Here is a 26,266-nt window from a genome sequence, read left to right on the forward strand (position 1 = left end):
ATGATTCGTACCGCGGCAATGGCAATCCTCCTCGCCACCAGTTTCGTTACCCACGCTTCCGATGAAGCCAAGGCCAAGGCCGACCCTGCCAAGGGCAAAGCCATCGCCGAAACCGTTTGCGTGGCCTGCCACGGCGCCGACGGCAACAGCGCTGCCTCGGCTAACCCGCATCTGGCCGGGCAGATCGAGGAATACCTGTTCAAGCAACTGAAAAACTTCAAGGCCGCCGACGGCAAGCCCGCCGCCCGGAACAACCCGATCATGGGCGGCATGGTTGCCGGCTTGTCGGAAGAAGACATGAAGAACGTCGCTGCCTGGTTCTCCAGCCAGAAGCTGAAGCCAGCTTCCGCCAAGGACGAATCCAAGCTTGCTCTCGGCCAGAAGCTGTGGCGCCAGGGCGACTTCAAGAAGGGTATCCCGGCCTGTGCCGGCTGCCACGGCCCAGCCGGCGCTGGCATGCCCGCCCAGTACCCGCGCCTGTCCGGCCAATTCGCCGAATACACCGAGGCCCAGCTGAAGGCCTTCCGTGTTGACGAGCGCAACAATGACCCGGAAAAGATGATGCGCACGATTGCCGCCAAGCTTTCTGACGTCGAAATCAAGGCCGTTTCGGAATACGCCGCCGGTCTGCGCTAAGCGGTTCCGCACGCAAGCAAAAGGCAGCCCCAGTGGCTGCCTTTTTGTTGCCCGCCGTCTGCTGGGACCACGAGCAACGATCAATGCCAGGAGGAGCAGCCTTGTTCGCCAGCAGCGGCAGGACTAGACTGAAGCCGCAGCATCCGATCCCCCCGATAGAGGAGAAGCAAAATGAAAACGCTCAAGCAACTGCTCGCCGAAAAACAGCATCCGCTCGCCGTCGTTTCTCCCGCCGATACCGTTTTTCACGCTCTCGGCGTGATGGCGCAGCACGACGTTGGCGCCTTGCTGGTACTTGATGGCGAGGCACTGGTCGGCATTTTTTCCGAACGTGATTACGCCCGCAAGGTGATCCTGCACGGCAAAGCCTCAAAGGACACCCCGGTACGCGACATCATGAGCGAGCGCGTAGTCTACGTCACCCCCGATCAAACCCTGGATCAGTGCATGGCGCTGATGACCGAAAAACGTTTCCGCCATCTGCCGGTACTCAATACCGACGGCAGCGTCGCCGGAATCATCTCGATTGGCGACCTGGTCAAGGAAACCATCAGTTCGCAGCAGTTCATCATCGATGAACTGGCGCGTTACATCAGCAGCTAATTCATGTCCGTTACCGACTGCCGCCACCATAAGCTTCTCACTCGCATTACCAGCGATTTGGCCGGGCAGGCCAATTTCCCCACCTGCCTGGATGCGGCAGTCGCAGTGCGCAATACCTTGCAGCAAGAGCAGGTCACGCTGGAAATGCTGCGTGAGGCAGTGGCGGGCTCGCCGCTGATTGCGGCCCGTATTCTTCGCTTGGCCAATGCCAGCGCCTACAACCCGGGTGGCAAAGTGATTGCCGACCTGGGGTCAGCAATCAGTCGGATCGGCTTCGAGGCGGTCCGCAGCATTTCGCTGGCCATCGCCATTGCCCAGATGAACGCGCCGCAGCAACCACCTCATTTTGCAGCCATTGCTGCCGCCACGCTGGAGCACTCGCTACAGGTGGCGGCAATAGCCCGCACACTGGCGCGCACCCTCGGCCGAATCAACCCGGACGAAGCAATGCTGGCCGGACTGGTGCACGACATCGGGATCTTTTACCTGCTTTATCACGCTGCCGAAGCCAGTGATTACCGCCAAGACTCAGCGTTGCTCGACGATCTGCTCGCCTGCCACCATGAGGCTATCGGCGAGCAGTTGCTGCTGGCCCTGGCCCTGCCCGGACGGATCATTCGTGCCGTCAGCGAACATGAGCACCTGCAGCACGTCGAGACCCCCTCCTCGATCCGCGACGTCCTGTACTTCGCCAACCTGCTCGCCACCCCGGTAGCAAGCGAAATCTCGCTGGACCTGCCCGCAGCCGAACGCGAATTGCGCCAACTTGACCGCGAGCGCTATCAGGCCATTCTGAGCCATGCCGAAGATCACATTGCCGACCTGCGAACCGCCCTCGCTGCCGCCTGAACTCACCGTGCGGAGCGTGGTCCGAACCAGGTAGCCAATTGTTCAGCGACCATTATGCCTCCTGATCTGCCAGCAATCCCGAGCAGCGAAATCACCCCGCCCGAGGTTTTTTCCCAGCGGCGGCGGTTGCTGCTTGCCGGTGCTGCCGGCTTGCTCGGTAGCACCGGCAGCGCTGCCACCACGAACCGCGAAGAGCCACTCATCGCCAGCCGCAACCCGCGCTTTGCCCTCGATGACAAGCCCACCCCGCTAGCCACCATGACCGGCTACGGCAACTTCTACGAATTCGGCCCGGACAAAGATAGCCCGGCGAAAAATGCGTACCGCCTGCGCCTGCGGCCGTGGACGCTTACGGTCGACGGCGAAGTCAGGCAAAAAAGGACTTTCGCAATCGAAGACATCCTCGGCTGGGGCGGCCTTGAAGAACGGACCTATCGTTTTCGCTGCGTCGAGGGCTGGAGCGCCGTCGTACCCTGGATCGGCCTGCCCTTCAACGAACTGCTGAAGCGCGTCGAATTGACCGGCAATGCCCGCTTCGTCGAGTTCTGGAGCCTCGCCGACCCTGAACAAATGCCTTATGTCCGCACCCCATTCCTCGACTGGCCTTACGTCGAGGCGCTACGCCTGGACGAAGCGGGACATCCGCTGACCCTGCTCGCCGTCGGAATGTACGGCCAGGTCATGCCCAAGCAGAGCGGCGCCCCGCTGCGCCTGATCGTGCCCTGGAAATATGGCTTCAAGGGTGCCAAGTCGATCGTCCGCATCCGCTTTGTCGAAAAGCAGCCAGCCACGGTGTGGACCAAGGCCGGCCCCGACGAATACGGGTTCTACTCCAACGTCAATCCCGAGGTGCCGCACAAGCGCTGGAGCCAGAGCCACGAGCGGCGCCTGGGCGAATTTTTCAAGCGCAAGACGCTACCCTTCAACGGCTATGCCGAACAAGTTGCCGGGCTGTACGCCGGCATGGATTTGAAGCTTAATTTTTGATGACCGCCACCCCCAACCTGCCTCAAACAACGGCTCCAACCCCGCCTCGCCTCGCTGCCGTGAAGGCCCTCCTGTTCGCGCTCTGCCTACTTCCCTTGCTCCGCCTGGCGTGGGCCGCCTGGCATGATGACTTTGGTGCCAACCCCGTTGAATTCGTGCAACGCTGGACCGGCATCTGGACCTTCAACCTGCTGTTGCTGACCCTTTGCATCTCGCCCCTGCGCGCCTTCACCGGTCGCCCCTGGCTGATCCGGCTGCGGCGGATGCTCGGCCTGTTCTGTTTTTTTTACGCCAGCCTGCACTTCCTGTCCTACATCGGCTTTGACCACAGTTTCGAAGTCGATGCCATCGCCCGCGACATTCTCAAACGCCCCTTCGTCAGCGCTGGCTTTGCCGCCTTCGTGCTACTGCTGCCGCTGGCGGCGACCTCGTCGAATCGCGCCATCCGCTGGCTTGGAGGGCGCCGTTGGCAGGACCTGCACCGGGCCATTTACCCAATTGCATTGCTCGCCTGTGTGCACTACTTCTGGCTGGTCAAGGCCACTGCACTGCTTTGGCCGCTGGCCTACAGCCTCGCTGTAACCGCCCTGCTGGGCTGGCGCATGCAAGCCTGGAAGCGCAAGGCACAGGTCGCCGCGCCCACACCCGGAACGCGAGTGCAGCCTGTGCATTTTCACCAGCAACGTCCCAAATCAGGTTCAGCGACCGACTGATAGCCAGTCGTAGTAGTAACCCCCGGGACCAGGTTTGTTTTTTGGCTTTTTAGCGGGTTGACCGTGAAACCCACGGTCAACCCGGCTTGAGACTGTTTTTAGCCGAGCTTGCGCTTCAGGCCATCGAGGTTAACCACCGCCCGACCATCCGGAGTCTGCTTGGGCGCAACCTTCCAGGCATGACCATAAACCACCTCGAAGGTAGCCGGCAGCTTGCCGTTTTCGCGCAGTCGCTCGTAAGCCGCGCGCACGGCCTGCCAACGATTGCGGCCGGTCAGGCCATGGCGGCGCATCTTCAGTGCGCAGGCCGAACCCGCGCCACGCAGTTCAGCCAGCATCCGGTCGAATTCGTCGTAGGTCAGACGAATCACTTCCATATCCATCACCGGATCGGCAAAACCGCAAGCGACCAGCATATCTCCCAGATCGTGCATATCGGCAAAGCGCTGGGTATGCGCATAGCCATCGGCAAATGCGCTGCGTAGCTCATGCAGGGTATCCGGCCCGAAGGTTGAAAACATCAGCAAGCCACCGATATCCAGCACCCGTTGCGCTTCGGCAAGCGCCGGCAGAGGATTGTCCAGCCAGTGCAGCAGCAGATTGGACCAGACCAGATCAACCGAGCGTGCCGCCAACGGCAATTGCGTCGCATCGGCAGCCAGCCGGAGCGGTGCGCTACGCTTGCCCAATCCGAACAGGCGCCGCCAACCGCTACGCCGGTCGTCGATCTGCGCCAGCATCGCCGGCGCCAGATCGAGGCCCAGCCACTGCGCCTGCGGATAGCGTGCATTCAGTGCGTCGAGACTACCCCCGGCACTGCAGCCAAGATCAAGGATGCGCCGGGGCTCGATCCGCACATAATCGAGGCGCTCGTGCATGCGGCGGTCGATTTCGCGAACCAGGAAATCATGCTCGCGATAAGTGGCAGCGGCCCGACCAAACCGCCGCGCCACCTGCGCATGCTCAACGAAACTGCCGGGCGGCAAACCGGCAGTGGCAGAGGTGCCGTTCAAACCGCCTTGAGACCGAGGCGGGCAAACAGTTGGTCGTCGCGGTCGACGTCCGGGTTGCCGGTGGTTAGCAGGCGTTCGCCGTAGAACATCGAATTGGCACCGGCAAGGAAACACAGCGCCTGCAACTCGTCACTCATTTCCTGGCGACCGGCCGACAGGCGAACCCAGGAACTCGGCATGGTGATCCGTGCCGCAGCAATGGTGCGCACGAATTCAAAGGGATCGAGACGATCATTGGCCGCCATCGGCGTCCCCGGGATCGGCACCAGATTATTGATCGGCACCGACTCCGGCGCCTTGGGCAGGTTGGCCAGTTGCACGATCAAACCTGCACGGTTCTTGCGAGACTCGCCCATGCCGATGATACCGCCGGAACAGACGTTGATTCCGGCATCGCGCACCTGCTCCAGCGTATCGATGCGATCGTCGTGGGTATGGCTCTTGATCACCTGGCCATAGAATTCCTTGTCGGTATCCAGGTTGTGGTTGTAATAGTCAAGGCCTGCTTCCTTCAGCTTGCCGGCCTGACCATCCTTGAGCATGCCCAGAGTAACGCAAGTCTGCATCCCCAGTGCCTTGACCTCACGCACCATCTCCAGGACCTTGTCGAGATCGCCGTCCTTGGGGCCGCGCCAGGCAGCGCCCATGCAGAAGCGGGACGCGCCCTTGGCCTTGGCGGCCTGCGCGGCAGCCACCACTTCGTCGATCGGCATCAGCCGCTCGCGCTCGGTATCGGTCTGGTAGCGGGCGGATTGGGAACAATAACCACAATCCTCGGAACAACCGCCGGTCTTGACCGAAAGCAGCGTCGAGCGTTGAATGGCATTTGCATCAAAATGCTCGCGGTGCACTGCCTGGGCACGCCAGATCAAATCCATGAGCGGCAGGTCGTAGAGAGCGAGGACTTCCTCGACCGTCCAGCGATGACGGGACTCCGAAGAAGCCTGCGGAGCGGAAGCGGCGGCGGTAGAACAAGCGAGCATGACTGGCCTTGCAAAAAAATCGTTGAAAATCAGCGACGAAACACGTCCGTAATTATGAATTATCTCGAACGTGCTCTGCGCTGTCAATTTTACCCCAGCCCGGAGGCGCAGCTTGGATGATCCTGTCCACGATTCGTTCCCACCCACTACCGGATGGCGCCAACTCAGCCACTTGAGCACCCAGCTACTTGCTCGCCTGGGCTGCTACCTCGGCAACTTGCTGGCCTCGCACTGCCTGTTGTGCGGGGCAGCCAGTGGCAACGACCCAGTTTGCCCGGCCTGCGCCGGCGAACTGCCGCGTCTCCTCCCCGGCGACAGCTGCCCTTGCTGCGGCGAAGGCGGTAGCGGCGGCGCAGTCTGCGGCCGCTGTCTGCGCCAGCCGCCGCCCTTCCGGTCAACCTCCGCTGCTTGGCGTTACGCTTTTCCTGCCGATCGCCTGGTTCAAGCCCTTAAATACCAGCATCGCCTGGCCCTTGCCGGCTGGCTGGGACGCCAACTGGCGAGCAGCATCACCGTTCCGGACTGCGACTGGATCATTCCCCTGCCGCTACACCCTGAACGACTAGCCGAGCGCGGCTTCAACCAATCCCAGCTGATTGCCGAAGCACTCGGAAAATGCCTGCGGCGGCCCGTCGACCGTGACAGCCTGGTCCGCATCCGGCCAACCCCACCGCAGGCGGCGCTCGCCTATCGCCGGCGTCAAGCCAACGTCCGCGGCGCTTTTGCTTGCCAGCGCGATTTTCGCCAGCAGCGCCTACTGCTGGTCGACGACGTGATGACCACCGGTGCCACCCTGCGCGAAGCCGCCCGTGTATTGCGTTTACATGGCGCATCTGAAATTCGGCTGGCGGTGGTGGCTCGCGCCCAGCGCGACGACCGGAGAATTCTGCTCAGGCCCGATTCCATGGTTTAATCCGCGCGATCACTCCCACCATCCCGCCCCATGTTCGCGATTGTTCTCTTTCAGCCGGAGATTCCTCCCAATACCGGCAACATCATCCGCCTTTGCGCCAATACCGGGACCGAACTGCACCTGGTCGAGCCACTCGGGTTCAGTCTGGACGACAAGCACATGCGGCGCGCCGGCCTCGACTACCACGAATATGCCAGCATCCAGCGCCATGCCGACTGGGCCGACTGCTGCGCTGCGCTGGCCGGCCGCCGCTTGTTCGCCATGACCACCAAAGGACGGACCTCACCTTATGAAACCCGGCTGCAACCCGGTGATGTCTTCGTATTCGGCCGCGAAAGCGCCGGCCTCCCGCCCGAAATCCGCGAGCAGTTTCCGCCAGCACAACGCCTGCGCCTGCCGATGCTGCCGGAGCAGCGCAGCCTGAATCTTTCCAACGCCGCAGCGGTGACATTGTTCGAGGCCTGGCGCCAGAATGATTTCGCCGGCAGCCTCCACCTCGCCCCTTGACCAGATCGGGATTGCCGCCTACTTGAGGTCTGTGACGGCTTCGCCAAGCGCCCGCGCCTCCTCGTCGGCAGCCTGCAACAACCAGCAGAGATCAGCCCCTTGCAATGGCAAGGGCACCATCCGGTTACGCCGCCAGATGAATACCGGGCCGAAAGGCAGATAACGCGCCAAGACGTCACCCTGCGGGCCAACGCCAAAAAATGGCCATCCCGCATCCACCCGTTGCTTGAGTTCGCTTGCAGTCATGATCATCAGTGTTCTCCCGGCGGATTCAGCACAGTTCAGTGTGCGCCGGTTGCGCCGGCTGGACAAGCAAAAGGCCGCACGCAGGCGGCCTTTTGCTTGTCCAGGATACTTCTCTGACTCAGGCTGCCTCGACGCGAGGGTCGCGTGCCATCAGTAACTCAACCGCCTCGACCGCGCTACACTGGCCAGCAAGAACCGCCGCCACTGCCTGCGAAATCGGCATTTCGACCCCCAGTTCGCCAGCCAGGCGGGCAACTTCACGGGCGGTGTAAACCCCTTCGGCCACATGCCCGAGCTCTTCCAGAATCTGCGGCAATGATTTGCCCTCGGCCAGCGCCAAACCAACCCGGCGGTTGCGTGACAGATCCCCGGTACAGGTCAGGATCAGGTCGCCCATACCGGCCAGCCCCATGAAGGTCTCCCGCTTGGCGCCAAGGGCTTCGCCCAGACGCGCAATCTCTGCCAGACCGCGGGTCAACAACGCTGCCCGGGCATTGTGGCCAAGCCCCAGGCCGTCACAAACACCGGCAGCAATCGCCAGCACATTCTTGACTGCACCGCCGACCTCGACACCGACCAGATCGTCATTGGCATAAATGCGCAGCCGCTGGGTATGCAGTTCGTGCGCTGCCTGACGGGAAAAATCGACGGAATTGGCGGCCAAGGCTACGGCGGTCGGCTGCCCCGCAGCAACTTCCTCAGCAAAACTCGGACCGGACAACACCCCGGACAAAACCCCCTTGCCCAGGACCTCGGCGACCACCTGATGCGGCAAACGCCCAGTCCCGGCCTCAAAGCCCTTGCAGACCCAGATCAACGGGCGAACCACACCCTGATCGTGCAGAATCTGCAGCGTCGGACGCAGACCGGCCGTTGGTGTGGCAATCAGCAGCAACTCAGCCGGCGCAACGGCGCTGGCAAAATCAGTTGCCACCTCGACGTTCTCCGGCAAACGATAGCCTGGGAAAAAACGCCGATTTTCACGGGTCGACCGTAAATCTTCGGCGACATCGGATTCGCGGGTCCACAGAGTCACCGCATGCTTGCCGGCAAACGCGATTGCCAGCGCGGTTCCCCAGGCACCGGCCCCCAGAACGGTAATCTTCATAGCCCCCACACCTGCATGCTGCGGATGAAACCGGTTGCGCCATCGCGATGACGCACCTTGACCCAACCGACGGTCGCCTTATCAAGATATTCCAAGGCAACCCATTTATCGACTTCCAGCACCAAGGGTGCATCGGGGCGGTCCGCCTGACGGATTTCGCCGCGCGCAGCGGTCACCAGCAAGGTGCGCTTCTCCGCCAGAAATTTTGTTTCAATCCACGCCAGCGTTCCCTCGGCATCGCGAACCTTGCTCCACCCCTCCAGCCGAACCACCACCTCGACCGGAGTCAGGGCCTTGATCAGATAGAGCTTCTTGCCTTTTTGCGAAGGCGAGTCGTAGAGCACGGCAGCTCCCGGCTCGACAGAGCGATAGTCAACCGCCTGCGCGTTGCCAAAGAGGGCAGCGCACAACACGAAGCACCAGATACGCCAGCGCGGCATGGTCTTATTGCACCGGAATTTCGGACGGTGCGGCAGCGGCGGCTTGCTCCTCCAGACGCTGCATGTACATTGCCTCGAAATTGACCGGCTGCAGAACGATCGGCGAGAAGCCGGCGCGGGTCACCGCATCGGAAACAACTTCGCGGGCATAGGGGAAGAGCAGGTTCGGACACGCCACCGCAATCAGCGGCTCAAGTTGCTCTTCCGGTACATTCATGATGCGGAAGATACCGGCTTGGCCCACTTCGACCAGAAACACGGTTTTTTCGCCGACGGTAGCAGTGACGGTCACCGTCAGCACAACTTCGAAAACACCGTCGCCAAGACCCCGGCCGCCAGTATTCAGCTGGATTTCGACCTGCGGTGCTTCCTGCTCGAGGAAGATTTCGGGCGCATTCGGCACCTCGATCGACAAATCCTTGACGTAAAGCTTTTCAATGCCGAAAACCGGCTGATTCTGTTCCATGATGTTCTTTCCAGACTATGAATTAAATACGGCGCCCGAGCGCCGCGTCAGGCCTCGCCTGCGAGCAGCGGCAACAGGCCGCCAGCCCGGTCGAGAGCAATCAGGTCATCGCAACCGCCAACATGCGTGGTACCGATGTAAATTTGCGGCACGGTGCGCCGCCCGGTGCGCTGCATCATCTCGTCACGGCGAGCCGGATCGAGGTCAATCCGCACCTCCTCGATTTCACCGACTCCGCGGGCTGCCAGCAGCTGCTTGGCACGGATACAGTACGGACAGACTGCCGTGGTGTACATCAGCACGGGCGCACTCATTTGTTGCGACTACCTTTCTTGATCGGATAGCCGGCCCCGACCCAGGCATCAACGCCGCCTTCGAGGTTGTAGAGCTGGTTGAAACCCTGCTTGCCCAGATCGCGGCAGGCACGGTTCGAGCGCATGCCAGCAGCACAACAGACGATCAGCGGCTTGTCCTTGTATTTCTCGATTTCGGCAAGTCGTTCGACCAGCTTGCCGGCCGGCAGGTTGATTGCATCCGGCAAATGCCCCTGGGCAAACTCTTCGGCCTCGCGCACATCAAGGACCACTGCATTTTCACGATTGATCAGCAAGGTCGCGGCTCCCGGATTGACCGCCGTGCCGGCCCGCCGGACCAACGCCGGCCAAATCAGGCCCAAGCCGCTGATAACGACAATCGAGATCAGCAGGATATTCTGATAAACAAACTCCATCGGCACTACTTACTCCTCCACACCGCAAAAGACTTCACGCATCATACCGACGAGTTGCAAAGTCCGCTGATCGCCCACGCGATAAAAAACCCGGTTGGCGTCCTTGCGGGTCAGCAACACGCCCTTTTCACGCAGAATGGCGAGATGTTGCGAAATATTGCTTTGCGACGTCCCGACGGCATCGACGATCTCCTGTACACAGGCTTCCTGATCGCCCAGCACGCAGAGAATCTTCAGCCGCAAGGGATGGGCAATCGCCTTCAGCGCCCGTGCTGCAAGCTCGATATGCTCCTGCTTGTCGATCAGATTGAACGAAGGTGCTTCCAAGATAAAACCTCAGTTTGGTGAATGGATCATTATAAAATAAGGGATTCGGTTTCGCAGACCTTAATCCATATCACCTTGAGGAATCCGCGTGCGCGTGCCGCCGCCGCTTAGCCGTCCATCTCCCCGCTTGTTGTTTGCCCGCCGGGCGCTGGCCGGCACCTGCTGCCTGCTCACGCTGGCCGGGCTTCCCGCCGCCGCGAACCCACCGGCCAAAGGCCCTCAGGGCAAGGCACCGCCCCCTGAAATCGCTGAAAAACAGGCTGACCTTGGCGAGTTGAGGGGGCGCATCGAAAACCTGCGCAAGGAGCTTTCAGCCAGCGAAGAAAGCAAAGCCAGCGCCGCCGACCGGCTCCGCGAATCGGAGCGGCAGATCTCACGCCTGGAACGCGAGGTACACGAACTTGGCGAGCAACGCGGTCAACTGCAGAAAAAGCTGAAAAACCTCGAACAGCAATCGACCGAACTTGGCCAGACGCTGGCGCAGCAGCAGAACCGCCTGGAGCGACTGCTCTACCGGCATTACCTGCGCGGCAATCCGGACACCCTGCAATCCTTGCTCAACGGCGAGGACCCCAACCAGTTGGCGCGCGACCTGTATTATTTTTCGGCGATTGCGCAAGCCCGCAGCGAATTGATGGGCGAACTGAAAGACAACCTCGCTCGCAAGAAAGCACTGGCCAGCGAAACCAAGGCCCGCGCCGGCGAACTTGCGGAAATCGAGGCGGAGCAGCAAAAACGCCATAGCGAACTGCAAAAACAACGCGAACAACGCAAAACCTTGTACGCCCAACTGGCGGAAAAGGTGAACGCCCAGCGCAAGGAAATCGGCAGTCTGCAACAAAATGAAAAGCGGCTAACGCAACTGATTGATCGCCTATCCAAGATTCTTGCTGCCCAGGCCGCAGCCCGTGCAGCCGAAGCCGCAAAGGCTGCAGAGTCGGCTCGCCGGGCCAGCGAAGAAGCCTCCCGCCACAAAAAACGCGGCGAGGAACCCCCCGCCCGCACCACCAGCGAAGCGCCACGCAGCAGCAAGCCGGCTGAAGCCGAGAACCGCTACGAACCCGCCCCCAACGATGGCAGCTTTGCCCGCCAGAAAGGCAATCTCCGGCTTCCGGTACGCGGCAGCGTCAGCGGCCGCTTCGGCAGCCCACGCGAAGGCGGCGGCACCTGGCGCGGGCTGTTCATTCGCGCCACCAGCGGGAGCGAAGTCAAGGCGGTAGCCAACGGCCGCGTCGTTTTTGCCGACTGGATGCGCGGTTTCGGCAATCTGCTGATTGTCGACCATGGCGACGGCTACCTCTCGATCTATGGCAACAACGAAGCGTTGCTCAAGCAGGTCGGGCAGAGCGTGCGCGGCGGTGAAAACATTGCCAGTGTGGGCAACAGCGGGGGCAACCCGGAATCCGGTTTATACTTTGAAATTCGCCACCAGGGGCAACCCGTAGACCCGATGAAATGGGCCAGTTTGAAATGAGCAAAGCCAAAACCTTCAGCCTCGTCCTCGGCGGCTTCGTCGCCGGCGCCTTGATCAGCCTTCACCTACCGGCCCTTGCCGAGAAGGAGAGCAAGGCAGGCCTGCCAATCGACGAATTGCGCACCTTCGCCGAAGTCTACAGCGCGATCAAGCAAGGCTACGTCGAGCCGGTCGAAGACAAGAAGATGATCACCAATGCCATCTCCGGCATGCTCTCCAATCTCGACCCGCATTCCGCCTATCTTGATGCCGATGCCTTCAAGGATCTGCAGATTGGCGCCCAGGGCGAATTCGGTGGCCTCGGCATCGAAGTCGGCATGGAAGACGGCTTGGTCAAAGTCATTTCCCCGATCGAAGACACCCCGGCTTACCGTGCCGGAGTCAAATCCGGCGACCTGATCTTCAAGCTCGATGACACGCCGGTCAAGGGCCTGACCCTGTCGGAAGCAGTCAAGAAAATGCGCGGCAAACCGAAAACCTCGCTCAAGATTTCGATCTTGCGCAAGGGCGAAGTCAAGCCGCTCGAAATCACACTGGTCCGCGAAATCATCAAAGTCCAGAGCGTCAAATCCAAGCTGATTGAGCCGGGTTACGGCTGGGTTCGGATTACCCAGTTCCAGGAAAACACCACGGCCGAACTCGCCCGCCACCTGAACACCCTCTATAAAGATGGCAACCTGCGCGGCCTCGTGCTCGACCTGCGCAACGATCCGGGCGGCCTGCTCAACAGCGCCATCGGCGTCTCCGCGGCGTTCCTGCCGGCCGAGGTCAAGGTGGTCTCGACCGACGGCCGCACCGACGATGCCCGCCAGGAATTCCTTGCCCGCCCGCGCGACTACCTGCGCGGCACCAAGGAGGATCCGCTGCGGACGCTGCCGACCGATGTCAAGAAAGTGCAGATGGTGGTTCTGGTCAACGGCGGCTCGGCCTCGGCCTCGGAAATCGTCGCCGGAGCCCTGCAGGACTACAAGCGCGCCCGGATCATCGGCACCCAGACTTTTGGCAAGGGATCGGTGCAATCGGTATTGCCGCTACCCGGCAACACCGCGATCAAGCTGACTACCGCCCGCTACTACACCCCGGACGGCCGCTCGATCCAGGCCAAGGGCATCACTCCCGACATCGTTGTCGAAGAAACGCCAAACGGCAGCAATGGCCAACGCCTGCGCGAAGCCGACCTTGACCGTCACCTGATGAACGACAAGGAGAAGGAAGAGGCCAAAGCCGCAGCCAAGGAGGCGGCGAAGCCCAACAAGCCAGCAGCCAAGGCCGGCAACGGCGACAAGAAGGACAAGCCGGAGAGCGAGGACGAACTACCTCCGCGCCTTGAATACGCCAGCTCCAGCGATTACCAGTTCCAGCAGGCGCTGACTCTTCTCAAGGGCGGACAGATCGTGGAGAATAAGCCACAGTAAATCGCCAACCCAAGGGAGGGTAGGATGAACAGCGCAGACCTGAAGAAACAGCGGGAAATCCTCTTCGCCAAATTCCCTCCCGGCCAGGTGCCGGAAGCCGCCGACGACCTCAGCCGCCTGGACGAGGTCGCCGTCGAGGCCCGCTACGAAAGGCGCTCGCTGGGGGTCGGCTACGATCTGCAGCAACACACCCTCCGCGACCTCGAAGAGCATCTGGAGGACAAAGGCTACCACCTCGACAACACCTTGATGAGCAAGCTGACGCGGGCGCTGATCCATTACGTCGAGGACACCCAGTTGCACAACCTCGACGCTCCGGAAAAGCGCCTCAAGCGCTCCTCGCAGCACGCTTACGTCAAGGCTTGGGAACACCACCCGCACGGCGACCACGACGACACCCCGCCCGAATGGCGGGAATACAAATAGGATCAAGGACTCAGCCACCAGGATCCAACGCAACCTCGATCCTTGATCCTCAAATGAACGACCAGCAACTCCTCCGCTACAGCCGCCACATTCTGCTCGATGCCCTAGGGGTTGAAGGTCAGCAATCGATTCTCGACAGTCACGCATTGATCATTGGCGCCGGCGGGCTCGGTTCGCCGGCCGCGTTGTATCTGGCCTCGGCGGGGATCGGCAAGATCACGCTGGTCGATGATGACAGCGTGGATTTCACCAACCTGCAACGCCAGATCATGCATTGTGAAGCGCGGGTCGGCATGGCCAAGGCCGAATCCGGGCGCCAGGCGCTGGCGGCGATCAATCCCGAGATTGAAGTTGTCCCGCTGATTCGCCGCCTGGCGGGAGCCGAGCTTGGCGCACTGGTCGCCAGCGCCGATCTGGTACTCGACTGCACCGACAATTTCGCGACCCGGCACGCGATCAACCGCGCCTGCGTGCAGCACCGCAAGCCACTGGTTTCCGGCGCGGCGATCCGTTTTGACGGCCAGGTCAGCGTCTACGATTTGCGCCGCGACGACGCCCCCTGCTACCACTGCCTGTTTCCTGAAGGCGAGGATGTCGAGGAAGTACGCTGCGCGGTAATGGGCGTCTTTGCCCCGCTGACCGGCATCGTCGGCAGCATGCAGGCGGCCGAAGCGCTGAAGCTGGCGGCCGGCATCGGCCAGCCGCTGAACGGCCGACTACTGCTGCTCGACGCACTGAGCATGGAATGGCGCAGCGTCAAATTCCGCCGCGACCCGGAGTGCGCGGTCTGTCGCCCGGACTCGCGGGTCCGCAGTGGCGACTGGCGCGAAACCGAGGTGGACCAAGGCGCCCCCGCCTGCCGGCTCTGAACCCTCGGGACAGCGATCAAGCACAGGAAAATCGACTTTTTCACGGTCGACCGTGAAATTTCCGAAAAACCCTGGATTTACCCGGGGACAGGCAGAATATCCCTAGCCAGCGCGTGCGCAACGGCGCCTCAACCACCCCGCCTGACCCAACCCCGACGGCTCCAGCATGACGGGAGCAACAGAGCATTGATAGCGACAGCCCGTGTCCGGCCGGAGCAGCACAAACCTGCCCTCGCACCGCCTGCGTCAGGCTAGCGCCAACGCGCGACGATGCGGATATCCGCGCCCACCTGACGCAGGTCGCGAATCTGCAATTCGCGCTTCCCTTCCAGTGAGGTCAGTTCCGGCAGATTGAACAAGCCGGCCGCGTGATGTCCTAGCAGACAAGGTGCGAGATAGAGCAGCAATTCGTCCACCAAGCCCTCACGCAACAGGGAGCCGTTGAGTTTCCAGCCGGCCTCGGCATGCACTTCGTTGACTCCGCGCCGGCCCAGCTCGGCAAGCAGCGCGGACAAATCAACCTTGCCGCTCGAATCAGGCAACAGCAGTACTTCGGCACCGGCAGCCGCCAGCACCTTTCGTCGCTCCGGGCAGTCGACCGCAGCCGCGATCAGCACCGGTCCTCCCCCCTGCAGAATGCGCGCCTGCGGCGGCGTTTCCAGGCGACTATCGATGATCACCCGCAAGGGCTGGCGGGTGGTTTCGACCTCGCGCACATCAAGTCGGGGATCGTCGTCACGCACCGTACCGATCCCGGTCAGGATCGCGCAGGCACGGGCCCGCCAGCGATGGCCGTCACGCCGCGCATCGGGCCCGGTGATCCACTGGCTGAGACCATTGTTGAGCGCGGTCTTGCCATCGAGGCTGGCGGCGGTTTTCAGGCGCAACCACGGTCGACCGCGCTCCATGCGTGAAACGAAGCCAAGATTCAGCGCCCGCGCCTCGCCTTCAAGCAGGCCGCAGGCGGTCGCAATTCCGGCGGCTTCAAGCAGCGCCAGCCCGCGCCCGGCGACCAGGGGGTTCGGGTCCTGCATCGCCGCCACCACCCGGCTCACGCCGGCGGCGACCAGCGCCTCGGCACAGGGCGGCGTGCGTCCGTGGTGACTGCAGGGTTCCAGAGTGACATAGGCAGTCGCGCCGCGCGCCCGCTCGCCGGCCTGACGCAAGGCATGGACCTCGGCATGCGGCTCGCCGGCACGCTCGTGCCAGCCCTCGCCGACAATCTCCCCGGCCTGTACCAGCACGCAGCCGACACGCGGATTGGGCGAAGTCGTCCACAAACCACGTTCGGCAAGTTGCAGCGCGCGGGCCATCAGCCGAAAGTCTTCGGCGGAGAAATCCATTATTTTTTGCGCGGAGAAGCGGGGGAAACTTCGCGGATTGCCTTGGAGAAGGCATCCACATCTTCGAAATTACGATAGACGGAAGCGAAGCGGATGTAGGCGACCTTGTCGAGCTTCTTCAACTCGGCCATCACCAGTTCGCCCACCTGCTGCGAACTGACTTCGCGCAAGCCGGCGGAGAGCAGCTTTTCTTCGATTTCGGCAATTGCCGCATCGACCAATTCGGTCGACACCGGCCGCTTGCGCAGCGCCAACTCGAAGCTGCCGCGTAATTTGTCGCGGGAAAACTCGGTCCGCGAACCATTCTTTTTGACCACCTGCGGCAAGCGGATTTCGGCTTTTTCGTAAGTCGTGAACCGCTTGTCGCAGACGTTGCACTTTCTGCGCCGCCGCACGATGTCGCCCTCGTCGCTGAGACGAGTATCGACCACCGCTGTTTCATCGTGACCGCAGAAAGGACATTTCATGATCAGATCCGAGGCTCAAGGACCAAGGATCAAGCGCCTTTGCTGGCGGCTCGATCCTCAATCCTCGACCCTTCTCAGGCGCCGTACACCGGGAACTTCTTGCACAGCTCGGAAACCTTGGCACGCACCTTGGCGGCCACGGCTTCGTCGTTCGGTGCATCGAGCACGTCGGCGATCAGGTGGGCAATGGTTTCGGCTTCGATCTCGGTAAAGCCACGGCTGGTCATCGCCGGCGAACCGATACGGATACCGGAAGTCACCATCGGCTTCTGCGGGTCGTTCGGGATGCCGTTCTTGTTCACCGTGATGTGGGCACGCCCCAGCGCGGCTTCGGCATCCTTGCCGGTGAGGTTCTTGGGCCGCAGGTCGACCAGGAAGACGTGGCTCTCGGTACGGCCGGAGACGATGCGCAGACCGCGTTCCTCGCCCAGCACACGCGCCATCACGCGGGCGTTGTTGATCACCTGCTCCTGGTAGTTCTTGAACTCCGGCGAAGCGGCTTCCTTGAAGGCCACGGCCTTGGCGGCGATCACGTGCATCAGCGGACCACCCTGCAGGCCCGGGAAGATGGCGGAATTGATCGCCTTCTCGTGCTCGGCCTTCATCAGGATCACGCCACCGCGCGGACCGCGCAGGGTCTTGTGGGTGGTGGTGGTAACGACGTCGGCGAAAGGCACCGGGTTCGGGTAGAAACCGGCGGCGATCAGGCCGGCGTAGTGCGCCATGTCGACCCAGAAAATCGCACCGACTTCCTTGGCGACCTTGGCAAAACGCTCGAAGTCGATGCGCAGCGCGTAGGCGGAAGCACCGGCGACGATGATCTTCGGCTTGTGCTCGCGGGCCAGGGCTTCCATCTTGTCGTAGTCGATCTCCTCCTTCTCATTGAGACCGTAGGAGACGACGTTGAACCACTTGCCGGACATATTGAGCGCCATGCCGTGGGTCAGGTGACCGCCTTCGGCTAGGCTCATGCCCATGATCGTGTCGCCCGGCTTGGCGAAGGCCATCAGCACGGCCTGGTTGGCCTGCGAACCGGAATTGGCCTGGACGTTGGCGGCATCGGCACCGAACAGGGCCTTGAGGCGGTCGATCGCGATCTGCTCGACGACGTCGACGTGTTCGCAACCGCCGTAGTAACGCTTGCCGGGATAGCCTTCGGCGTACTTGTTGGTCAACTGCGAGCCCTGAGCCTCCATGACCGCGTTGCTGACGTAGTTTTCGGACGCGATCAGTTCGATATGCTCTTCCTGACGCAGATTCTCGGCCTCGATGGCCTGCCAGAGTTCGGGATCAACGTTTGCCAGGGTATCTTTCGCGGAAAACATGGGGAGTGCCTCAAGCCATTGAAAAGGGTGCGGATTTTATCACGAAGGAAGTTCATCCAGCGCACCCGGTTCAAGATGCCCGGTTTCACCCCAGGATTCGATCGCCCATTTTTGCCCGTTTTCGCTGTTGACCGTGGAAATCCAGTTCAAACCGGCATTGGGAATCAGGAAGTCGCGCGGCCGCTCAAGCGGAGTTGCCCGGACAAAGCGATTGACAATGTCCAGCACCCCGCCATGTACCACGATGGCAACCGCCGCTCCGGCATGCGCAGCGGCGATTGCGCGGAGCTTTCCGGTAACCCGCGCATGCATCGTTTTCAGGCTTTCGCCATTTTCGAAGGCATAATCCGCATTGCGCCCCTCGAACGCGGCGTAGCCCTCAGGGTAGCGGGCCGCCGCCTCGGCGTAGGTCAGCCCCTGGAAAATGCCATAACAGCGTTCGCGGAGTTCCGGATGGCGGCTGACCTCCAGCCCCAGTTCGGCGCCAATCGCCTCGGCGGTAGTCGCGGCCCGCTTGAGATCGCTGCTGTAGAGGGCGACAATGCCGGCCCCGCGCAACCAGCGTCCGGCGGCTTGCGCCTGACCCAGGCCGGTGGCGTTGAGTCCGATATCGATCTGCCCCTGAATTCGCCGCTCGGCATTCCATTCGGTTTCGCCGTGACGAATCAGGCACAGACGGGTGATTTGACTAGGGATTTCCTGCATGGTCCGGGCTGGCTCCAGGCTGTACATTCAAAAAACGGGATTACTCAATAGCACCGCCATCAAGGCGATCATTTTACCAACCGAGGAGAAAAACAAGTGACCCCCCTACTCTCGCTCTCGACATTGATCGACAAGATCAATGAGCGTGTCGGCAAGGGTGCATTCTGGCTTGTCTTGCTGATGACCCTCATCAGTGCCGGTAACGCAACCTATCGTTTCATCTTCAACGACAGTTCGAATGGCCTACTGGAAATCCAGTGGTACCTGTTTGCCGCAGTTTTCCTGCTCTGCGCCCCCTACACGCTGCAAAAAAATGAGCACGTCCGCATCGACGTGATCTCCGGAAAATTTTCCCCGCGCGGCCTGGCCATCATCGACATCATCGGTACCCTGTTCTTCCTGCTGCCAATGGTCGTACTGGTGCTCTGGCTGTCGGTCCCGCTGGTCACCGAATCTTTTCGCATTAACGAATACTCGGCCAACGCCGGCGGTCTGATCCGCTGGCCGGTCAAGGCCCTGTTGCCGCTCGGTTTCCTGCTGCTCGCCTTGCAGGGCGTCTCCGAGTTGATCAAGCGCATCGCCTTCCTGCAAGGCCTGATCGCCGACCCCAACGCCAAGGAAAACAAACCCTCGGCAGAAGAAGAACTGGCTGCCGCCATTGCTGCCGCCAAAGCCAAGGAGGGCAAATAATGGAATGGGTCATTGCCAACATGGCGCCGCTGATGTTCGGCGCACTGGTTCTCTTCCTGCTCTTCGGCTACCCGGTCGCCTTCGCGCTGGCCGCCAACGGCATCGTTTTCGGCCTGATCGGGATCGAACTGGGCCTGCTCACCCCGGCACTGTTCCAGGCTCTGCCGGAACGGATTTTCGGGATCATGGCCAACGATACCTTGCTGGCCATCCCCTTCTTCACCTTCATGGGGCTAGTGCTTGAACGCTCGGGCATGGCCGAGGATTTGCTCGACACCATCGGCCAGCTGTTCGGCCCGATGCGTGGCGGCCTCGCCTATGCGGTGATTTTTGTCGGCGCCCTGCTTGCCGCCACCACCGGTGTAGTTGCCGCCTCGGTAATCTCGATGGGTCTGATCTCGCTGCCGATCATGCTCCGCTACGGTTACGACAAGCGCCTCGCCTCCGGCGTCATCGCTGCCTCCGGCACCCTGGCCCAGATCATCCCGCCGTCGCTGGTACTGATCATCATGGCCGATCAGCTGGGCCGCTCGGTCGGCGACATGTACGAAGGCGCCCTGGTCCCGGGCCTGGTACTGACCAGCCTCTATGTCGGCTACGTCGCCCTGCTGACCATCATCAAGCCTGCCTCGGCACCGGCCCTGCCCCCCGAAGCCCGCACCCTGCGCGGACTGAAGCTTCTGCTCCGAGTCATCACCACGATGGTCCCGCCGCTGGCATTGATCTTCCTGGTACTTGGCACCATCTTCCTGGGCATTGCCACCCCGACCGAAGGCGGCGCAATGGGTGCGGCTGGCGCGCTGATCATGGCCATCGCCCGCAAACGCCTCGACTGGAACCTGCTCAAGCAGGCCATGGCCACCACCGGCAAGCTGTCGTCCTTCGTGGTCTTCATCCTGGTTGGCTCGACCGTCTTCGGCCTGGTCTTCCGCGCGGTCAACGGCGACCTCTGGGTCGAACACCTGTTGCTGTCGCTGCCAGGCGGCCAGCTCGGCTTCCTGATCGTGGTCAACATTCTGGTCTTCCTGCTCGCCTTCTTCCTTGACTTCTTTGAACTGTCGTTCATCATCGTGCCGTTGCTGGCACCGGTCGCAGAAAAGCTTGGCATCGATCTGATCTGGTTCGGCGTGCTGCTCGCAGTCAACATGCAGACCTCGTTCATGCACCCGCCGTTCGGCTTCGCGCTCTTCTACCTGCGCTCGGTCGCCCCCGCCTCGATCAAGACCACCGATATCTACTGGGGCGCAGTACCGTTTGTCTGCATCCAGATCATCATGGTCGCCATCGTCATCACCTTCCCGAACATCGTCAGCTACGGCGACCCGGAGGAAAGAGCCCGCATCGAACAGGCTGGTGAAGCCGGGGGCGTCGATCTTGGCTCCCTGATGCAAGACAGCGACAACGACAAACAGGAAGAACCCGGCGCCGACCTGCTGAAAAATCTGCAGAGCAACGAAGGCAAATAAGCCGATCCGATCTATCCCTCACTCAGGCGGGGCTGCGGCCCCGCTTTTTTTTCGTCATCAAAAAGGCCTATGATCAGGATTGGCAAATGCGACTGGCAAGATGCCGACAGCCAGCGCAGAATATCCCCATTGTCGTCACCTGCTTGAGGAGAAAAACATGGATATCGGAATCAGCAAAAAAGACCGCGAAAAAATTGCCGAAGGCCTGTCCCGGCTGCTTGCGGACTCATTCACGCTTTACCTGAAGACCCACAACTTCCACTGGAACGTCACCGGCCCGATGTTCAATACCCTGCACGTGATGTTCATGGACCAGTACACCGAACTGTGGAACGCCCTCGACCTGATCGCCGAGCGGATTCGCGCGCTGGGGGTGCAAGCCCCCGGCACCTATCGCGAGTTTTCGCAACTGACGGTGATCAAGGAGAGCGAAGGCAAGGTCAGCGCCGAAGAAATGATCAAGCAATTGGTTGCCGGACAGGAAGCGGTGACCAAGACTGCCCGCAGCATTTTCGCCATCGTGGACAAGGCCGGCGACGAGCCGACCGCCGACCTGCTCACCCAGCGCATGCAGATTCACGAAAAGAACGCCTGGATGCTGCGCAGCCTGCTGGAAAGCTGAAGCCGATTCGCCGCTCCCGGACCTAAGCAAAACCCGCGATCTGAAATCGCGGGTTTTTTGTTGTCGACCGTGAAAATCGCCGCCCCCGCCATGACTGAGTCCGCCCCGCATCACCACTGGACCCAATCCAGCGCCTACGGCTTGATCATCTCGCCGCACATCGGCGAAGCCGGCGATTACGTGCTTGAACGCGCTTTCGTCGAGCAGTAAAAAGGCAGTAGCCAGACGCAAAAAAGCCCGGATTGAATCCGGGCTTTTTACTGCAAACGGTCAGTCGACCGTGGCGGATTACTTGTGCGACTGCAGGAAGCGGTCCATCCGCATTTCGGCGACGCTGAACCAGGCATTCTGCGTCTTGCGGTACTTGTCCCACTCGGTGTAAATCTTCTTGAACGCCGGGTTCTTGCCGGCCTCGTCGGCGTAAATCTGCTGCGCGGCCTTGTAGGCGGCGCCGAGGATTTCGTCGGAGAAGGCGTTGAGCTTGACACCGCTCTGCAGCAGCTTGGACAGGGCGATCGGGTTCTTGTGATCGTATTCGGCCATCATCGTGACGTTGGCCTCGTACGCAGCAGCCTGGAAAGCAGCCTGGTATTCCTTCGGCAGCTTGTCCCATTCCTTCTTGTTGACGAAGAAGTGGATGACCGGGCCGGATTCCCAGAAGCCAGGGTAGTAGTAGTTCTTGGCGACCTTGTAGAAGCCGAGTTTTTCGTCATCGAACGGGCCGACCCATTCAGCAGCGTCGATAGTGCCTTTTTCCAGCGCCGGGTAGATGTCGCCACCGGCGATCTGCTGCGGCACCACGCCCAGTTCGGAGAAGACGGTGCCACCGAGACCGGCGATCCGCATCTTCACACCCTTGAGGTCAGCCACGGTCTTGACTTCCTTGCGCCACCAGCCGCCCATCTGGGTACCGGTGTTGCCGCCGGCGAAGGAGACCACGTTGTAGTTGGCGTAGAACTCGTCGAGCAGCTTCTGGCCGCCGCCGTAGTAAATCCAGGCGTTCATCTGGCGGGCATTCATGCCGAACGGTACGGCAGTGCCGAAACCGAAAGTCTTGTCCTTGCCGACGTAGTAGTAGGAGCAGGTGTGGCAGCACTCGACGGTGCCTTGCTGCACGGCGTCCAGCGCCTGCAGGCCGGGGACGATTTCGCCGCCGGGGAAGACACGGATGTCGAACTTGCCGCCGGTCATTTCGCGCAGGCGGTTGGCGAGCACGTCAGCGCCGCCGTAAATGGTGTCCAGGCTCTTCGGGAAGCTGGACGTCAGACGCCACTTGATGTTCGGCAGCGACTGCGCGATCGCCGGGGCGGCGACGGTAGCAGCAGCACCGGCAGCGGCGCCCAGCGAGGCTTTTTTCAGAAAATCACGACGTTGCATGTTGTCTCCTCCAGTGTGATCGGTAACGTCAATGGTGACAAATTGATTCTAACTAAAGACAGAGTACAAACGAGTTGAGGAAAACCCTTATAGTCCGCTGCCCCGGGCCCTGGCGTCAATCACCCGGCCACTCAGGCCCCGGCGACGGTCATCCGGTCGATCAGGATGGACCCCGCCTGCTTCGAACCGCGAATCAGCACATCGTTCCCGACCGCAGCGATACCGGCAAACATCTGCCGCAGATTGCCGGCAATCGTGATCTCCTCGACCGGGTGCACGATCTCGCCGTTCTCCACCCAGAAACCGGCGGCGCCGCGCGAATAATCGCCGGTTACATAATTGATCCCATGCCCCAGCAGTTCGGTCACCACCAGGCCACGCCCCATCTGCTTGAGCAGGCCGGAAAAATCGAGTTCGCCGGGTTGCAGCAGCAGGTTGTAGGCACCGCCGGCATTGCCGGTCGTCTGCATGCCCAGCTTGCGCGCCGAATAGGCCGACAGGAAATAGCCTTGCAGCACCCCGCCCTCGACCACTGCCCGCTCGCGGGTTGCGACGCCATCGCTGTCGAACGCCGCCGAACCGAGCGCCCCCCGCAGATGCGGCCGTTCGTCGATGCGCACGAAATCCGGCAGGATTTTCTGCCCCAGCTGGCCGACCAGAAACGACGCCTTGCGGTACAGCGCGCCGCCGCTGGCGGCATGAACCAGGCTGCCGAGCAAGCCGCCGGCCAGCGTGGCATCGAACAACACCGGATATTCGCCGGTCTTGATCCTTTGCGCGCCGAGCCGCCCGGTAGCCCGTTCCGCCGCTCGCCGCCCGACCGCTTCGGCAGCATCAAGCAAGGCCGGATTGCGATTGGTGGTATACCAGTCGTCACGCTGCATGCCTTCGCCGTCTTCCTCGCCGGCGATCACCGAGCATGAGACATAGTGACGCGAGGTTGGATAACCGCCCATGAAGCCGTGGCTGTTGGCCGAAACGAAATGTGCCTGCTGGGTCGACACCGACGCGCCTTCCGAATTTTCGATCAAGGGGCTGGTCGCAAACGCCGCTTGTTCGCAGCGCTTGGCAATCTCTATCGCCGCTTCCACGGTCAACGCCCAGGGATGGTGCAAATCGAGTTCCGGGCAATCGCGCGCCATCAGCGCTGCCTCGGCCAGGCCGGCGCAATCGTCCTCGGCAGTGAAGCGAGCGATCTTGAGCGCAGCCTCGACCGTGTCGCGCAGTGCCTGCGGCGAGAAATCGGACGTACTGGCGTAGCCCTTGCGCTGCCCGGCATAGACGGTAACGCCAATACCCTTGTCGCGATTGAACTCGATGGTTTCGACCTCGTCGCAGCGCACCGTGACCGATTGCCCGAAGCCCTCAGAGACGTCCACCTCGCAGGCGCTGGCGCCCTGTTTTTTGGCATGCGTGAGCACATCTTCGGCCAACTGCTGCAGGGTGGCATGGGCGTAGGAAAAAGCGGAGGAATCGTTGGGCATAGTTGGGCCGGCAAGCGCAAAGGAGCGGGAAAATCGCTATCATAGCAGGCCCTGTATGACCCACTGGCGCAGCCAGCAAGATTCCCCCATGCCCGCACCCAAAGCCCGCAGCAACGCGCTGCCCGACGACGATTTCGCCGAAGACTACAGCCGCCCCTCGAAAACCAAGCGGAAGGAGGCGATGCAGGAATTGCGCGACCTCGGCGCCGAACTGGCCGAACTCTCGGTTGGCCAACTCAAGCGCATCCAGTTGCCGGAAGAGATTTTCGCCGCCGTCCGCGAAGCCCAGAAGATCACCGCCCACGGCGCCCACAAGCGGCAGCTGCAATATCTGGGCAAACTGCTACGCAGCGTCGACGAAGAGCCGATCCGTGCCGGACTGGCCATGCTGCGCGGTGAATCCTCGGCTGAAACCGCGCGCCTGCACCGGCTCGAACGCCTGCGCAGCAAACTGCTCGAAGACGAAAGCACGCTGGCCGGTATCGTCGCCCAGTGGCCCGGCATCGACCAGCAGCAATTGCGCCAGTTGCGCCGCAATGCGCTCAAGGAACAGGAAGCCGGCAAGCCGCCCAAGGCCTTCCGTGCGATTTTCCAGATTTTCCAGGAACACGACCGGGGCGGCGTTAGTGCGGCGGCTGCCGAACCCACCGAGGCCGACGATGAGTGAGACGCTGAAAATCGGCCTGGTCTCGATCAGCGACCGCGCCTCGACCGGCGTTTATGAAGACAAGGGTATTCCGGCGCTGCAGGACTGGCTCGGCCGCGCACTGGCCTCGCCCTGGGAATGCGTGCCCCGGCTGATCGCCGACGAACAGGCAGAGATTGAAAATACCCTGATCGAACTGGTCGACCGTGAACAATGCCATCTGGTGCTGACCACCGGCGGCACCGGTCCGGCGCCGCGCGACGTGACGCCGGAAGCAACGCTGGCGGTGGCCGACAAGGAAATGCCCGGCTTCGGCGAGGAAATGCGGCGGATCAGCCTCAACTTCGTGCCGACCGCAATCCTCTCGCGCCAGGTTGCGGTGATCCGCAAGCAGGCGCTGATCATCAACCTGCCCGGCCAGCCGAAGGCGATCCAGGAAACCCTGGAGGGCGTCCGCCACCCCGACGGCAGCGTGCGCCATGTCGGCATCTTTGCCGCCGTGCCCTACTGTATTGACCTAATCGGCGGCCCCTACTGCGAAACCAATGCTGCGGTGATCCAGGCCTTCCGCCCCAAAAGCGCGCAGCGCCCCGCCCGCCCGAACTAAGGAACCGCGCCCATGCAAGCCTATCTCGACCTGATGCGCCATGTGCTGGATAACGGCCAGGACAAGGCTGACCGCACTGGCACCGGCACCCGCTCGGTGTTCGGCTGGCAGATGCGTTTCGACCTCGCCGCCGGCTTCCCGGCGCTGACCACCAAGAAGCTGCACCTGAAGTCGATCATCCACGAACTGCTGTGGTTCCTGCAGGGCGACACCAACATCGCCTACCTCAAGGAACACGGCGTCCGCATCTGGGACGAGTGGGCCGACGAAAACGGCGACCTCGGCCCGGTCTACGGTAAGCAATGGCGCCGCTGGGAGACCCCGGACGGCCGTCTGGTCGACCAGATCAGCCAGCTGGTGCACAGCCTCAAGCACAACCCGGATTCGCGCCGCCATATCGTTTCGGCCTGGAACCCCGGCGACGTCGACGCGATGGCGCTGCCGCCCTGCCACTGCCTGTTCCAGTTCTACGTCTCGCCGCCCGATGCGACTGGCCAGCGCAAGCTGTCGTGCCAGCTTTATCAGCGCAGCGCCGACATCTTCCTCGGCGTGCCCTTCAACATCGCCAGCTACGCGCTGCTGACGCTGATGCTGGCGCAGGTGTGCGGCTACCGGCCGGGCGAATTCGTCCATACCTTCGGCGACGCCCATCTCTACGCCAACCACTTCGAGCAGGCCCGCCTGCAGCTGACGCGCACGCCGCGCCCCTTGCCGACGCTGTGGATCAACCCCGAGGTCAAGGACATCTTCGCCTTCCGCTTCGAAGACTTCCGTCTCGACGGCTATGACCCGCACCCGCACATCGCGGCACCGGTCGCGGTCTGAGTCT

32 protein-coding genes are annotated in these 26,266 nt (G+C 61.8%); 17 read left to right on the plus strand and 15 right to left on the minus strand.

What is annotated here, in order from left to right:
- The 5 genes from VX159_RS13050 to VX159_RS13070 all read left to right on the plus strand — a co-directional run bounded on the left by VX159_RS13050 (position 1) and on the right by VX159_RS13070 (position 3,788).
- Positions 1 to 636 carry a cytochrome c gene (locus VX159_RS13050; RefSeq protein WP_371323320.1) on the plus strand — a complete coding sequence of 212 codons (636 nt, stop codon included), beginning with the start codon at positions 1 to 3 and terminating at the stop codon, positions 634 to 636.
- A 171-nt stretch (positions 637 to 807) separates the two neighbouring features.
- A complete protein-coding gene (locus tag VX159_RS13055; protein ID WP_371323321.1) occupies positions 808 to 1,239 on the plus strand; it encodes a CBS domain-containing protein in 432 nt (143 codons plus the stop codon).
- A gap of 3 nt (positions 1,240 to 1,242) precedes the next feature.
- The gene (locus tag VX159_RS13060) at positions 1,243 to 2,088 is read left to right on the plus strand and encodes an HDOD domain-containing protein (protein ID WP_371323322.1); all 846 of its coding nucleotides are present in this window, start codon (positions 1,243 to 1,245) and stop codon (positions 2,086 to 2,088) included.
- Between the two features lie 54 nt (positions 2,089 to 2,142).
- Positions 2,143 to 3,075 (plus strand): protein-methionine-sulfoxide reductase catalytic subunit MsrP, encoded by a 933-nt coding sequence (gene msrP, locus VX159_RS13065; RefSeq protein WP_371323323.1) that lies wholly within the window; start codon positions 2,143 to 2,145, stop codon positions 3,073 to 3,075.
- A gap of 59 nt (positions 3,076 to 3,134) precedes the next feature.
- Positions 3,135 to 3,788: a sulfite oxidase heme-binding subunit YedZ gene (locus tag VX159_RS13070; RefSeq protein WP_371323324.1), complete on the plus strand. Its 654-nt coding sequence runs from the start codon at positions 3,135 to 3,137 to the stop codon at positions 3,786 to 3,788.
- A 98-nt stretch (positions 3,789 to 3,886) separates the two neighbouring features.
- On the opposite strand, the gene bioC is transcribed toward VX159_RS13070, so the two are convergent.
- Both bioC and bioB read right to left on the minus strand, forming a co-directional pair.
- Positions 3,887 to 4,801: a malonyl-ACP O-methyltransferase BioC gene (bioC, locus tag VX159_RS13075; RefSeq protein ID WP_371323325.1), complete on the minus strand. Its 915-nt coding sequence runs from the start codon at positions 4,799 to 4,801 to the stop codon at positions 3,887 to 3,889.
- Positions 4,798 to 5,784, minus strand: coding sequence for a biotin synthase BioB (bioB, locus tag VX159_RS13080; protein WP_371323326.1), 987 nt, complete (start codon positions 5,782 to 5,784; stop codon positions 4,798 to 4,800). The genes bioC and bioB overlap by 4 nt, the downstream gene beginning before the upstream one ends.
- A 112-nt stretch (positions 5,785 to 5,896) precedes the next feature.
- Here bioB and VX159_RS13085 point away from each other — a divergent pair, with 112 nt between their 5' ends.
- Both VX159_RS13085 and trmL read left to right on the plus strand, forming a co-directional pair.
- A complete protein-coding gene (locus tag VX159_RS13085; RefSeq protein ID WP_371323327.1) occupies positions 5,897 to 6,697 on the plus strand; it encodes a ComF family protein in 801 nt (266 codons plus the stop codon).
- A 30-nt stretch (positions 6,698 to 6,727) separates the two neighbouring features.
- Complete coding sequence (trmL, locus tag VX159_RS13090) at positions 6,728 to 7,204, plus strand: tRNA (uridine(34)/cytosine(34)/5-carboxymethylaminomethyluridine(34)-2'-O)-methyltransferase TrmL (protein ID WP_371323328.1); 477 nt, start codon at positions 6,728 to 6,730, stop codon at positions 7,202 to 7,204.
- An 18-nt stretch (positions 7,205 to 7,222) separates the two neighbouring features.
- On the opposite strand, the gene VX159_RS13095 is transcribed toward trmL, so the two are convergent.
- From VX159_RS13095 to VX159_RS13125, 7 genes are all read right to left on the minus strand, one after another.
- Positions 7,223 to 7,456, minus strand: coding sequence for a hypothetical protein (locus tag VX159_RS13095; RefSeq protein WP_371323329.1), 234 nt, complete (start codon positions 7,454 to 7,456; stop codon positions 7,223 to 7,225).
- 112 nt (positions 7,457 to 7,568) lie between these two features.
- Entirely contained in the window at positions 7,569 to 8,558 is a 990-nt protein-coding gene (locus tag VX159_RS13100; RefSeq protein ID WP_371323330.1) for an NAD(P)H-dependent glycerol-3-phosphate dehydrogenase, read from the minus strand.
- Positions 8,555 to 8,998: an SH3 domain-containing protein gene (locus VX159_RS13105; RefSeq protein WP_371323331.1), complete on the minus strand. Its 444-nt coding sequence runs from the start codon at positions 8,996 to 8,998 to the stop codon at positions 8,555 to 8,557. The genes VX159_RS13100 and VX159_RS13105 overlap by 4 nt, the downstream gene beginning before the upstream one ends.
- A 4-nt stretch (positions 8,999 to 9,002) precedes the next feature.
- The gene (secB, locus tag VX159_RS13110; protein WP_371323332.1) at positions 9,003 to 9,464 is read right to left on the minus strand and encodes a protein-export chaperone SecB; all 462 of its coding nucleotides are present in this window, start codon (positions 9,462 to 9,464) and stop codon (positions 9,003 to 9,005) included.
- Positions 9,465 to 9,511: 47 nt separating this feature from the next.
- Positions 9,512 to 9,778, minus strand: coding sequence for a glutaredoxin 3 (gene grxC / locus VX159_RS13115; protein ID WP_371323333.1), 267 nt, complete (start codon positions 9,776 to 9,778; stop codon positions 9,512 to 9,514).
- On the minus strand, positions 9,775 to 10,194 hold the full coding sequence (locus VX159_RS13120; protein WP_371325525.1) for a rhodanese-like domain-containing protein: 420 nt from the start codon (positions 10,192 to 10,194) through the stop codon (positions 9,775 to 9,777). Before VX159_RS13120 ends, grxC begins: the two co-directional genes overlap by 4 nt.
- 9 nt (positions 10,195 to 10,203) lie before the next feature.
- Positions 10,204 to 10,521, minus strand: a complete 318-nt coding sequence (locus VX159_RS13125; protein ID WP_290893864.1) for a helix-turn-helix transcriptional regulator — start codon at positions 10,519 to 10,521, stop codon at positions 10,204 to 10,206.
- Between the two features lie 94 nt (positions 10,522 to 10,615).
- On the opposite strand from VX159_RS13125, the gene VX159_RS13130 reads away from it, so the two are divergent.
- From VX159_RS13130 to VX159_RS13145, 4 genes are read left to right on the plus strand one after another with little or no spacing between them, the layout of a single operon-like run.
- Positions 10,616 to 11,995 carry a murein hydrolase activator EnvC gene (locus VX159_RS13130; protein ID WP_371323334.1) on the plus strand — a complete coding sequence of 460 codons (1,380 nt, stop codon included), beginning with the start codon at positions 10,616 to 10,618 and terminating at the stop codon, positions 11,993 to 11,995.
- Entirely contained in the window at positions 11,992 to 13,410 is a 1,419-nt protein-coding gene (locus VX159_RS13135) for a S41 family peptidase (RefSeq protein ID WP_371323335.1), read from the plus strand. Before VX159_RS13130 ends, VX159_RS13135 begins: the two co-directional genes overlap by 4 nt.
- Positions 13,411 to 13,434: 24 nt before the next feature.
- Positions 13,435 to 13,836: a hypothetical protein gene (locus VX159_RS13140; RefSeq protein WP_371323336.1), complete on the plus strand. Its 402-nt coding sequence runs from the start codon at positions 13,435 to 13,437 to the stop codon at positions 13,834 to 13,836.
- 53 nt (positions 13,837 to 13,889) lie between these two features.
- Positions 13,890 to 14,705: a ThiF family adenylyltransferase gene (locus VX159_RS13145; RefSeq protein WP_371323337.1), complete on the plus strand. Its 816-nt coding sequence runs from the start codon at positions 13,890 to 13,892 to the stop codon at positions 14,703 to 14,705.
- A gap of 251 nt (positions 14,706 to 14,956) precedes the next feature.
- Here VX159_RS13145 and ribD read toward each other — a convergent pair whose 3' ends face one another.
- The 4 genes from ribD to VX159_RS13165 form a co-directional block, all read right to left on the minus strand.
- Entirely contained in the window at positions 14,957 to 16,048 is a 1,092-nt protein-coding gene (ribD, locus tag VX159_RS13150) for a bifunctional diaminohydroxyphosphoribosylaminopyrimidine deaminase/5-amino-6-(5-phosphoribosylamino)uracil reductase RibD (RefSeq protein ID WP_371323338.1), read from the minus strand.
- Positions 16,048 to 16,515, minus strand: coding sequence for a transcriptional regulator NrdR (nrdR, locus tag VX159_RS13155; RefSeq protein ID WP_371323339.1), 468 nt, complete (start codon positions 16,513 to 16,515; stop codon positions 16,048 to 16,050). Before nrdR ends, ribD begins: the two co-directional genes overlap by 1 nt.
- A gap of 74 nt (positions 16,516 to 16,589) precedes the next feature.
- Positions 16,590 to 17,840 (minus strand): serine hydroxymethyltransferase, encoded by a 1,251-nt coding sequence (gene glyA / locus VX159_RS13160; RefSeq protein WP_371323340.1) that lies wholly within the window; start codon positions 17,838 to 17,840, stop codon positions 16,590 to 16,592.
- 39 nt (positions 17,841 to 17,879) lie between these two features.
- Positions 17,880 to 18,545: a histidine phosphatase family protein gene (locus VX159_RS13165; RefSeq protein ID WP_371323341.1), complete on the minus strand. Its 666-nt coding sequence runs from the start codon at positions 18,543 to 18,545 to the stop codon at positions 17,880 to 17,882.
- A gap of 96 nt (positions 18,546 to 18,641) precedes the next feature.
- On the opposite strand from VX159_RS13165, the gene VX159_RS13170 reads away from it, so the two are divergent.
- The 3 genes from VX159_RS13170 (at position 18,642) to VX159_RS13180 (ending at position 21,323) form a co-directional block, all read left to right on the plus strand.
- Positions 18,642 to 19,235, plus strand: coding sequence for a TRAP transporter small permease subunit (locus VX159_RS13170; RefSeq protein WP_371323342.1), 594 nt, complete (start codon positions 18,642 to 18,644; stop codon positions 19,233 to 19,235).
- The gene (locus VX159_RS13175; RefSeq protein ID WP_371325526.1) at positions 19,232 to 20,701 is read left to right on the plus strand and encodes a TRAP transporter large permease subunit; all 1,470 of its coding nucleotides are present in this window, start codon (positions 19,232 to 19,234) and stop codon (positions 20,699 to 20,701) included. Before VX159_RS13170 ends, VX159_RS13175 begins: the two co-directional genes overlap by 4 nt.
- 157 nt (positions 20,702 to 20,858) lie before the next feature.
- The gene (locus tag VX159_RS13180; protein WP_371323343.1) at positions 20,859 to 21,323 is read left to right on the plus strand and encodes a Dps family protein; all 465 of its coding nucleotides are present in this window, start codon (positions 20,859 to 20,861) and stop codon (positions 21,321 to 21,323) included.
- Between the two features lie 288 nt (positions 21,324 to 21,611).
- Here the strand turns inward: VX159_RS13180 and VX159_RS13185 are convergent, their stop codons facing one another.
- The gene (locus VX159_RS13185; protein ID WP_371325527.1) at positions 21,612 to 22,733 is read right to left on the minus strand and encodes a TRAP transporter substrate-binding protein; all 1,122 of its coding nucleotides are present in this window, start codon (positions 22,731 to 22,733) and stop codon (positions 21,612 to 21,614) included.
- Between the two features lie 98 nt (positions 22,734 to 22,831).
- Entirely contained in the window at positions 22,832 to 24,184 is a 1,353-nt protein-coding gene (pmbA, locus tag VX159_RS13190; RefSeq protein WP_371323344.1) for a metalloprotease PmbA, read from the minus strand.
- 88 nt (positions 24,185 to 24,272) lie between these two features.
- Between pmbA and yjgA the strand changes: the two genes are divergently transcribed.
- From yjgA to VX159_RS13205, 3 genes are read left to right on the plus strand one after another with little or no spacing between them, the layout of a single operon-like run.
- Positions 24,273 to 24,851 carry a ribosome biogenesis factor YjgA gene (yjgA, locus tag VX159_RS13195; protein WP_371323345.1) on the plus strand — a complete coding sequence of 193 codons (579 nt, stop codon included), beginning with the start codon at positions 24,273 to 24,275 and terminating at the stop codon, positions 24,849 to 24,851.
- On the plus strand, positions 24,844 to 25,437 hold the full coding sequence (gene mog / locus VX159_RS13200) for a molybdopterin adenylyltransferase (RefSeq protein WP_371323346.1): 594 nt from the start codon (positions 24,844 to 24,846) through the stop codon (positions 25,435 to 25,437). The genes yjgA and mog overlap by 8 nt, the downstream gene beginning before the upstream one ends.
- Positions 25,438 to 25,449: 12 nt before the next feature.
- Positions 25,450 to 26,262 carry a thymidylate synthase gene (locus tag VX159_RS13205; protein WP_371323347.1) on the plus strand — a complete coding sequence of 271 codons (813 nt, stop codon included), beginning with the start codon at positions 25,450 to 25,452 and terminating at the stop codon, positions 26,260 to 26,262.
- The last annotated feature ends 4 nt before the right edge of the window (positions 26,263 to 26,266 follow it).

It is taken from the genome of Dechloromonas sp. ZY10 (genome assembly GCF_041378895.1).
In the GTDB taxonomy this organism is placed as follows: Bacteria; Pseudomonadota; Gammaproteobacteria; order Burkholderiales; family Rhodocyclaceae; genus Azonexus; species Azonexus aquae.

Bases quoted from the DNA above. Each gene is read 5' to 3' on its own strand.
- yjgA (WP_371323345.1), top strand. From the start codon at position 24,273: ATGCCCGCACCCAAAGCCCGCAGCAACGCGCTGCCCGACGACGATTTC.
- secB (WP_371323332.1), bottom strand. From the start codon at position 9,464: ATGGAACAGAATCAGCCGGTTTTCGGCATTGAAAAGCTTTACGTCAAG.
- VX159_RS13135 (WP_371323335.1), top strand. From the start codon at position 11,992: ATGAGCAAAGCCAAAACCTTCAGCCTCGTCCTCGGCGGCTTCGTCGCC.
- VX159_RS13120 (WP_371325525.1), bottom strand. From the start codon at position 10,194: ATGGAGTTTGTTTATCAGAATATCCTGCTGATCTCGATTGTCGTTATC.
- VX159_RS13105 (WP_371323331.1), bottom strand. From the start codon at position 8,998: ATGCCGCGCTGGCGTATCTGGTGCTTCGTGTTGTGCGCTGCCCTCTTT.
- VX159_RS13205 (WP_371323347.1), top strand. From the start codon at position 25,450: ATGCAAGCCTATCTCGACCTGATGCGCCATGTGCTGGATAACGGCCAG.
- VX159_RS13140 (WP_371323336.1), top strand. From the start codon at position 13,435: ATGAACAGCGCAGACCTGAAGAAACAGCGGGAAATCCTCTTCGCCAAA.
- pmbA (WP_371323344.1), bottom strand. From the start codon at position 24,184: ATGCCCAACGATTCCTCCGCTTTTTCCTACGCCCATGCCACCCTGCAG.
- VX159_RS13165 (WP_371323341.1), bottom strand. From the start codon at position 18,545: ATGCAGGAAATCCCTAGTCAAATCACCCGTCTGTGCCTGATTCGTCAC.
- VX159_RS13100 (WP_371323330.1), bottom strand. From the start codon at position 8,558: ATGAAGATTACCGTTCTGGGGGCCGGTGCCTGGGGAACCGCGCTGGCA.
- ribD (WP_371323338.1), bottom strand. From the start codon at position 16,048: ATGGATTTCTCCGCCGAAGACTTTCGGCTGATGGCCCGCGCGCTGCAA.
- mog (WP_371323346.1), top strand. From the start codon at position 24,844: ATGAGTGAGACGCTGAAAATCGGCCTGGTCTCGATCAGCGACCGCGCC.
- msrP (WP_371323323.1), top strand. From the start codon at position 2,143: ATGCCTCCTGATCTGCCAGCAATCCCGAGCAGCGAAATCACCCCGCCC.
- VX159_RS13145 (WP_371323337.1), top strand. From the start codon at position 13,890: ATGAACGACCAGCAACTCCTCCGCTACAGCCGCCACATTCTGCTCGAT.
- bioB (WP_371323326.1), bottom strand. From the start codon at position 5,784: ATGCTCGCTTGTTCTACCGCCGCCGCTTCCGCTCCGCAGGCTTCTTCG.
- VX159_RS13055 (WP_371323321.1), top strand. From the start codon at position 808: ATGAAAACGCTCAAGCAACTGCTCGCCGAAAAACAGCATCCGCTCGCC.
- trmL (WP_371323328.1), top strand. From the start codon at position 6,728: ATGTTCGCGATTGTTCTCTTTCAGCCGGAGATTCCTCCCAATACCGGC.
- grxC (WP_371323333.1), bottom strand. From the start codon at position 9,778: ATGAGTGCGCCCGTGCTGATGTACACCACGGCAGTCTGTCCGTACTGT.
- nrdR (WP_371323339.1), bottom strand. From the start codon at position 16,515: ATGAAATGTCCTTTCTGCGGTCACGATGAAACAGCGGTGGTCGATACT.
- VX159_RS13060 (WP_371323322.1), top strand. From the start codon at position 1,243: ATGTCCGTTACCGACTGCCGCCACCATAAGCTTCTCACTCGCATTACC.
- VX159_RS13180 (WP_371323343.1), top strand. From the start codon at position 20,859: ATGGATATCGGAATCAGCAAAAAAGACCGCGAAAAAATTGCCGAAGGC.
- VX159_RS13050 (WP_371323320.1), top strand. From the start codon at position 1: ATGATTCGTACCGCGGCAATGGCAATCCTCCTCGCCACCAGTTTCGTT.
- glyA (WP_371323340.1), bottom strand. From the start codon at position 17,840: ATGTTTTCCGCGAAAGATACCCTGGCAAACGTTGATCCCGAACTCTGG.
- VX159_RS13095 (WP_371323329.1), bottom strand. From the start codon at position 7,456: ATGATCATGACTGCAAGCGAACTCAAGCAACGGGTGGATGCGGGATGG.